This window comes from Thermostichus sp. MS-CIW-30, assembly GCF_054058015.1.
This window is the reverse complement of sequence record NZ_JBSRZW010000051.1, coordinates 1-7,039: the sequence shown is the minus strand read 5'-3', so window position 1 is coordinate 7,039 and position 7,039 is coordinate 1. Positions and strand designations below refer to the sequence as shown.

The 7,039-nt window shown below is 56.2% G+C and carries 9 protein-coding genes and 1 pseudogene; 6 read left to right on the top strand and 4 right to left on the bottom strand.

Annotation, left to right across the window (positions count from 1 at the left end; translation table 11 throughout):
• Nucleotides 1-99: 99 nt before the first annotated feature.
• Nucleotides 100-723, bottom strand: coding sequence for a TMEM165/GDT1 family protein (locus ACVWXW_RS14165; RefSeq protein WP_011433699.1), 624 nt, complete (start codon nucleotides 721-723; stop codon nucleotides 100-102).
• 411 nt (nucleotides 724-1,134) lie between these two features.
• Here ACVWXW_RS14165 and ACVWXW_RS14160 point away from each other — a divergent pair, with 411 nt between their 5' ends.
• The 3 genes from ACVWXW_RS14160 to ACVWXW_RS14150 all read left to right on the top strand — a co-directional run bounded on the left by ACVWXW_RS14160 (nucleotide 1,135) and on the right by ACVWXW_RS14150 (nucleotide 2,208).
• Nucleotides 1,135-1,257, top strand: a complete 123-nt coding sequence (locus ACVWXW_RS14160; RefSeq protein ID WP_011429573.1) for a hypothetical protein — start codon at nucleotides 1,135-1,137, stop codon at nucleotides 1,255-1,257.
• Between the two features lie 23 nt (nucleotides 1,258-1,280).
• Complete coding sequence (locus ACVWXW_RS14155; RefSeq protein ID WP_011433700.1) at nucleotides 1,281-1,682, top strand: YraN family protein; 402 nt, start codon at nucleotides 1,281-1,283, stop codon at nucleotides 1,680-1,682.
• Between the two features lie 298 nt (nucleotides 1,683-1,980).
• Nucleotides 1,981-2,208: a hypothetical protein gene (locus ACVWXW_RS14150; protein ID WP_414352028.1), complete on the top strand. Its 228-nt coding sequence runs from the start codon at nucleotides 1,981-1,983 to the stop codon at nucleotides 2,206-2,208.
• On the opposite strand, the gene ACVWXW_RS14145 is transcribed toward ACVWXW_RS14150, so the two are convergent.
• From ACVWXW_RS14145 to ACVWXW_RS14135, 3 genes are all read right to left on the bottom strand, one after another.
• Nucleotides 2,205-2,747 carry an NYN domain-containing protein gene (locus ACVWXW_RS14145; protein ID WP_011429576.1) on the bottom strand — a complete coding sequence of 181 codons (543 nt, stop codon included), beginning with the start codon at nucleotides 2,745-2,747 and terminating at the stop codon, nucleotides 2,205-2,207. The two genes, ACVWXW_RS14150 and ACVWXW_RS14145, sit on opposite strands and share 4 nt — an antisense overlap.
• Before the next feature lie 134 nt (nucleotides 2,748-2,881).
• Nucleotides 2,882-3,592 carry a class I SAM-dependent methyltransferase gene (locus ACVWXW_RS14140; protein WP_414383573.1) on the bottom strand — a complete coding sequence of 237 codons (711 nt, stop codon included), beginning with the start codon at nucleotides 3,590-3,592 and terminating at the stop codon, nucleotides 2,882-2,884.
• Between the two features lie 49 nt (nucleotides 3,593-3,641).
• A complete protein-coding gene (locus tag ACVWXW_RS14135; RefSeq protein WP_457393453.1) occupies nucleotides 3,642-4,589 on the bottom strand; it encodes a sugar phosphate nucleotidyltransferase in 948 nt (315 codons plus the stop codon).
• Between the two features lie 428 nt (nucleotides 4,590-5,017).
• Between ACVWXW_RS14135 and ACVWXW_RS14130 the strand changes: the two genes are divergently transcribed.
• The 3 genes and pseudogenes from ACVWXW_RS14130 to ACVWXW_RS14120 form a co-directional block, all read left to right on the top strand.
• Entirely contained in the window at nucleotides 5,018-5,881 is an 864-nt protein-coding gene (locus tag ACVWXW_RS14130; protein ID WP_457404340.1) for an ABC transporter substrate-binding protein, read from the top strand.
• Entirely contained in the window at nucleotides 5,878-6,699 is an 822-nt protein-coding gene (locus ACVWXW_RS14125; RefSeq protein WP_414383569.1) for an amino acid ABC transporter permease, read from the top strand. Before ACVWXW_RS14130 ends, ACVWXW_RS14125 begins: the two co-directional genes overlap by 4 nt.
• Before the next feature lie 94 nt (nucleotides 6,700-6,793).
• Nucleotides 6,794-6,947, top strand: a pseudogene (locus tag ACVWXW_RS14120) (RNA-guided endonuclease InsQ/TnpB family protein); the annotation flags it as partial.
• Between the last annotated feature and the right edge of the window lie 92 nt (nucleotides 6,948-7,039).

Sequence of the window (7,039 nt, the reverse complement as noted above, 5' to 3'; positions counted from 1 at the left end):
ACTTGGCTCATAAGTCCATTGTACTTCATCAAAGCGCATTCCTCCCGGCACTGACCCTACGGGTACAGTGCGGGGCTCCTGCGATTTCTAGCTGATCCCTCATCCTGCCAACTCCCAACCGGTCAGCAACGCAAACACCAGAAATAAGCCGCCCCCCACCCAATGCACGGCGCGTTCAGAGATGTGAGCTGCTAAAAAACGACCTCCCACCACCGCCAGCCCCACCATCAGACCATGACCCAGGGTTGCCCCCGCCCAGACACTGAATCCCGGATGGGTGGCGGCTAGGGAAACGGTAGCAATCTGGGTTTTATCCCCGAACTCGGCTAGGGCGATCAAACTAAAGGCTTCCCAGACGATGGCCCTAACCCCCCCGCGGCCAACTCCTTTTGCTTCTGCCTGCATCACTTGTCTGAGGGCTTCCTCTTCTTCTGGTAATGCCTGTTGAGGTGGCATTCTGCACGCTTGCCAGAGCATTCTCAAGCCAAAAACGGCGAAAACCCCAGCCGATAGCACCCGCACGCCCAAGGGTGGCAGTAGCTTAAAAAGCACTTGCCCGGTTCCTACCGCTAGCAGGTTCATCATCGCTAAAGCCAGCCATGTCCCCAGAAAAACCCAGCGGCGTGGGTGGCGCATCGCCAAAATCAAGGGGGTAAAAAAGGTTTTGTCCCCAAATTCCGCTACCGTCACCAGCAGCAAACTCGATAAAAAACCGGCCCACATTTTCTAGCCTCCAACCTCTCTTGTGTGTGGAATCGGTTCACACCTAGAGGTGAAGGCTGGGAAAGTCAGACGGACTCACCAAGCTCACCTCCGCGTGAACTCAGTGAAAGTCTCGTCACCAAAGCAGCCTGCCGGGCTTGCTTTGTCTCTTGCACCGGGCTGTTTTTAGCCAGTATGTCGATGCAGAGGGCGGTAAGCCGCCTGACTACTCCCTTTCCGTCTGAATGGTAGCATGCTGAGCTCCCAGTGGGAGTCATTCATTCAAGCATTCAAGAAAAGCTCTCCAATGAGATCCCCCAAGACTTGCTGTGCCTTGGCCGATATCAGTGCCGCGCATCGCTTACCAGAGGATTGTGAAGGAGCGGCAGGCTATTATGATCACGGTTGAGGAGAAAATCAGGGGAAAACCACGTGGATGCAAAGTTAGTCTTGGTGGGGGTTGCTCTTGTCCTCTCTCTGGCAAGTTTCTACTTCGGCACCCGCAACGGCTTTTACGACACCGACAAGTATCACGGCAATGGATCTGCTCATTAGAGCCGGGCGCTGGTGATTTTTTTATGGATCCCTTGCCCAGAAGGGCTTCCCTCCAGAATACAGGCAACGTCGGCGAGGGCTGGGTGCGGCAATATCTCTGTCAGCAGGGCTGGCAGATCCTGGCCCAGCGGTGGCGCTGCCCTTGGGGCGAGCTGGATCTAGTTGCCCACAAAGCTGATGTGCTGATTTTCGTAGAGGTGAAAACCCGTAGCCCCGGTAGCTGGGATCGAGGCGGGCTTTTGGCGGTTGGGATCCCTAAGCAGCGACGCTTGATCCGGGCTGCCCAGGCCTTCTTGAGCCAGCATCCCCACCTCTCCGAGTTGTCCTGCCGTTTTGATGTTGCGCTGATAGAACGTCGGGCCTCCAGGGAAGGGGTAAGCTATGCTTTGGTTGACTACCTGCCAGCAGCTTTTGAGATTTGTTGAGGCAAGCTTATCCGAGATGCTGTGGGAGCTTATGGCCGTTTCAGGTTAGGTGAGATGCCTGGGCTGCTGAGACAAGCCCTCTAGCCCCGCGCATTATTGCTCCGCAACGCTATTGCTCCACAACCCTGACGCAGTGTCCTAGAGTGTCCTAGTTTGAATCAAAATAACTATAAGCTGGGCCAGCCTCTCCGACTCATCTGAATACGAAGAACAGATGGAGCTTTCTGGGGTCATTCATCATCCTCACTAAGATCCGGCCTGGGGATCCCTTCATTGGCTCATGATTTTGGGAAACAGCATGAAAGCGCATGAGTTCTGGGCTCGTACCGACAGCCAAGGTCAACTGATCTTGCCCATGAAGGCGCAGGAACAATTGCCCAAAAATCGAGTTGTGCGGGTGCTGGTGTTGGTGGATGAGCGGGAGCTGGCTCCGGCGGATCCTTCACAGGAGCAGTTGCCCACTGCCTCGCCAGATGAAGAGCATCTTTGGTATGGAGCTCCCACCGTTCCCTACGATGGCATTTAGCGCATGGGATCTTGGCCGGACAGCCGCCAGCGATTTAGGCGTGAGAGAGTATCTGCATCCAAGTAGGCATCAATGCCCCGCTTGCTCGATAGCCGTTTTGGTTGGACGCGCCGGATCTGCTGCTGGGCCTGCTGCACTTCATCCCACAGTTGTTCTGCCGAGACCCATTCGGCGTTGTAGCCGCCAATCACCAACTGCTGGACACGATCGGAGGTAGCCACCCGTACCCGACACCCATCCCTCTGCAACTGGGCACACAGCCGTTCAATACAACTGTCGGCGGTCTCGCCATAGGAGGTATACAGGATCTCGATACCCGAAGGGGAGCGCTCTTGCCGGGCTGGAGTGGGTTGGGCGTAGGCATCGTACACCACGGTCGCCTGGTAGCCCCGGAAGGCCACATAGTTGGCCAAAGATTCCACCAAGCGCAGACGGGCCAATTCCATCAGGGAGCGACGCGCCAACTGGCTCAGGGTGGGCCAAGCTCCGATGATGTTGTAGCCATCAACCAAGAGGAAGGTGGGAGAGGAGGCTTGCATGGATGGCGGTGGATCCCTTGTCCGGGATCACACTTCTTAATCTTAATCTTTATCTTATTTTTAATCTTAGTACCCAGCCTTAAAGGTTACCCCACTACTCCGAATGCTCCGATACTTTCCCGGTTGTGAGCAGATCACGGTCTGCGCTGAATCCAATAGGTGGTGAACAGTTCGCCACTGGCCTGTTTCTGAATTTTGCCCCCCAAGGCTGCGATGCGCCGCTCCCACTCCGTTAGGGGGGTGAAAATCGGTTCGGTGCCTTTGAATAGCTCGATGAGGCCCCATTGTTCCGCCCACACCGAGTCGGGATTGACCACTTCAATAATCACAGGTGCAGCCGGTCGCAACACTCGCATCAACTCTGCCCAAACCGCGTCGAAGTACTCAATCGGGTAGTAGTACAAAAATCCGGTGGCAATGGCCAGATCAAATTGCTCCGACTCGTAGTTTTCCAAATGGTGGGCGGATCCCTGTTGCATTGACTTGAACAGCTTGGAGTTAAGCTGGGGTGCCCGCGAGCGAATAAAGCGCACAATCTCACCGCTCAGCTCATGGCCGTAAAAGTAGGCTTGCCAATCGTTCCAGGGATAGGTCAGGAAGCTTACCCCACAGCCCAAATCCAAACAGGCTTCCCGTTTTTTGGGGGCACGCAGTTGCCAAAAGGGGATCCCGAGGCGTTCTTGCAGGTGATCCCGCTGCTGGGCTTGCCAAAAAGGCAGTTGCTCCAGGTCTGGGGGAAGTTGCCAACCTGGCCGACCCAGTTGAATTTCCAGCTCCCGATTGAAGCGAGCAGCCACAGAGGCAAGGTAGGGATCCCAGCGTTCCCCGGTTTGTGGTAGCTCCATCTGTTGATGGCTTTGTCGTGGATGGTTGTGGACTTAACTTGCACTTAACCTACACTACCAGGACTCTCGGCCCGTAGGCTCCCGGCTGCAGGGATCCATTCACCCAACTGTGGCTGCCGAGGATGGTGCCTGCCGGAATCTGAGCTTGGGATCCCAAACGGGTGTGGGCGCCGATGTAGCAGGGGGCGTGCAGTTGAGCGCTGGGATGGATCTCAGCCGTTTTGTGCACCCATATCCCCGGCGCCTGTTGCTGCACATCTTCCAGGGGAAAATCCGTCATTCGGCCCAGAAGAATGTCCAGTTGGCCGTGGTAGTAGCTGGCCGGCGTGCCCAGATCCCGCCAGTAGCCTGTGTGGAGATAAGCTTGCAGCCGGTGCCCTTGCCTGAGCAAATCGGGGAAGACACGCCGCTCGAAGCTGAGGGGATCCCCACTGGGGTAGTCTTTAAAAATGGCCGGATCCAAGACATAGGTGCCGGCGTTGATCGTGTCGGTGGTGAGGGTGAGGGCTTCTGCAGGGGTGGGTTTTTCCCGAAAAGATTGGATCTGGCCCCCTTCCCCAACTTCCACCAGGCCATAGGCGGTGATATCTTCCACGCGGGCGAGGGTGAGGGTGGCCATGGCCTTGCTCTGCACATGACATTGCATCAACGCCTGCAAATCCAGATCCGTGAGGATGTCGGCATTGAAGACCACCAAGGGATCCCCAGTGAAATAGGGCTGAGCCAGCACCAAAGCTCCTGCCGTATCCAAAGGCGTCTCTTCGGGAATGTAGCGGAGCTTCACCCCCAAAGCAGCGCCATCTCCCAGAGCAGCCTCAATTTGTTGGCCCAGATAACCCACGCTGAGCAAAATATCCGTCAAGCCGGCTCGGCGGCAGCGCCCGATCAGCCATTCCAAAAAGGGCACATCCAGGAGGGGCAACAAAGGCTTGGGTTGCAAAAAGGTAAAGGGCCGTAAACGAGTTCCTTTCCCACCCGCCAAGATCACCGCTTGCATAACCACCCTCAACCCCGTTCTCTTCCAAAGATATTGACATCCTCTCCGCCCAATTGCTAGGGGGGATCCATTGGGTCGAGCCAAATGTTTTCTGCTACCCAGAACGTCGATTCTCCGTTGCCCACAGAGGGATACGGATTGCCCCCCCGGGCAACACAGCACGAGTCTTGATCGCAAGTCTCAGGGGATGCCTTTCTGGAGGAGATATTTCAATCTCAATTGGGATTCATAAGCTCAATCCTGAGACAGTTGATTTGCCTTTTTTAGAGCATGTTTGGAGAATTGCGACCCGCTCGCCCCAGTCGGGAATAGCCACCCAAAGCGGCAGTGTCAGGTGATACTACCTTGCAACGGGAATTGTGACAGCCTTGGATAGCTTGGATGGATTCCAATGGGTTTGCCCTTCACCTTCATCTGAGGTTTTGCCGATGTCTGTTTCTCGACGCCGATCCCTACAAGCCCTTTTCTTGACCCTGGCCGGATGCTGGGCTCTAGGCACACACCAGGGATCCCTGCTGGCCCAAGGTAGCGATTTGTTGGCTCAAGTTCAAGAGCGGGGGGTGCTCCGGGTTTCCACCGACTCCAATTACCGGCCTCAGAGCTACCTCAATCCCGACGGCAGTTGGGAAGGATTTGACGTGGATGTGGCGCGCGAGATCGCCAAGCGCTTGGGGGTAAAGGCTGAGTTTTTGGATATCAACTTTGATGTCATCACCGCCGGATCTTGGAATGGCCGCTGGGATGTCAATGTCGGCTCCATGACCGTAACTGCCGAACGCCAGAAAGCTCTGCTGTTTACCATTCCCTACTACTACACCCCCGCCAGCTTCGTGGTCCACCAAGCCTTGACCCTGACCGATATCGCCGCTTTGGAAGGAAAGCGAGTTGGGGTGGGCACCGCCACCACCTATCAAGCCTACCTGGAGGGCAACCTCACCCTGGAAGGAGAGACCATCCAAGTTCCAGCCCCGCGGGTGGACATTCGCATCTACGACACCGATAGCCTGGCTCTGCAGGATTTGGCACTGGGGGATGGCACCCGCCTGGATGCAGTCTTGACAGCTTTGCCGACGGCTGAAAACGCCATTCGGGAAGGACTGCCCCTGAAAACTCTGGGGAATCCAGTCTACTACGAAGCCTTGGCTGTGGCCTTGGATCGCTCCAGCCCTGCCCCTTCCGAGAGCTTGCAAGCCAAAATTAACGAAATCTTAGAATCCATGCACGCCGACGGCACGCTAACAGCCCTCTCGAAGCGGTATTACGGCATTGATCTGACGAAAAAAGCTGAGTGAGCAAAGACTCTATCCCACTGGAGCAGCCCATTTACCCACCGCCTCGGGTTCGAAAAGGGATCCCGTTCCCGGTGGCCCAGGGGTTGTGGTTGGTTTTGTGGCTGCTGTTGTTGGTGTTCACCTTCAGCGGGGTACAGTTGGAGTTGGCCGGGATCCCCATCCGTACCTTGCGTCTCAACGGCAACTTTGTGCGCGAGTGGTGGTGGTTCATCTCGCAAGGGGTGGGCACTACTTTTCAACTGTCCTTGGTCTCCATCCTCTGTGCCACCACCTTGGCCTTTTTGTCGGCACTGGCGGGCCTCTCCCAGATTGCCCCTCTGAGCAGCCTCTCCGCTCTCTATGTCTCGTTGATGCGGGGCACACCTCTATTTCTGCAGTTTTTGTTTATCTACCAGGCTTTGCCGCAACTGGGTCTGGTGTTCGGCTCGTTTACTTCGGCGGTGCTGGCCTTGAGCCTGAACTATGGCGCCTACATGAGCGAGATCTTCCGGGCCGGGATCCAAGCCATTCCCATTGGGCAGCGGGAAGCTGCCTATGCCCTGGGGCTTAAGCCCTGGCAAACCCTATGGTGCATTGTTCTGCCGCAAGCTTTTCGAATTGTCTTACCGGACATTGGCAACCAATTCATCGCCATGCAGAAAGACACTGCCCTGGCCAGTGCCATTGCTTTGCAGGAGTTGATGGGCCGGGCTCGACAGGCAGGTTTGCCGCGCCAGCACTTCTTCGAGGCTTTGGTGGTGGCAGCGCTGTGGTACTGGCTGCTGACGTTGATCTTGTCATTTTTCCAGGGACGCTTGGAACGGTACCTGGCCCGCTAGAGGGGCCTGACTCTAATCCGGCCATTACTTTGGTGTCTGCTTGCATACGTTTGTGGTTGCCCACAAAGACCGGCTGTGCCGTTCGCGATAGCAGGGGGCTCCAAAAACAGCCAGAAAGCTGGGGGACATCATCCTGCACTGACCTGCCGCAGTGGGTGAAAGAGGATCCCTGCCACCTCAAGCGGAACGCCATTCAAGAGGCAGGGCTGGCCTTTCGAGAGAGCAAAGACCCGAAGTTTCGCAGCGTCAGCTAGAAATCGCAGGAGCCCCGCACTGTACCCGTAGGGTCAGTGTCGGGAGGAATGCGGAAGTTATGATAGAACCATGACCCAAGTCCTGA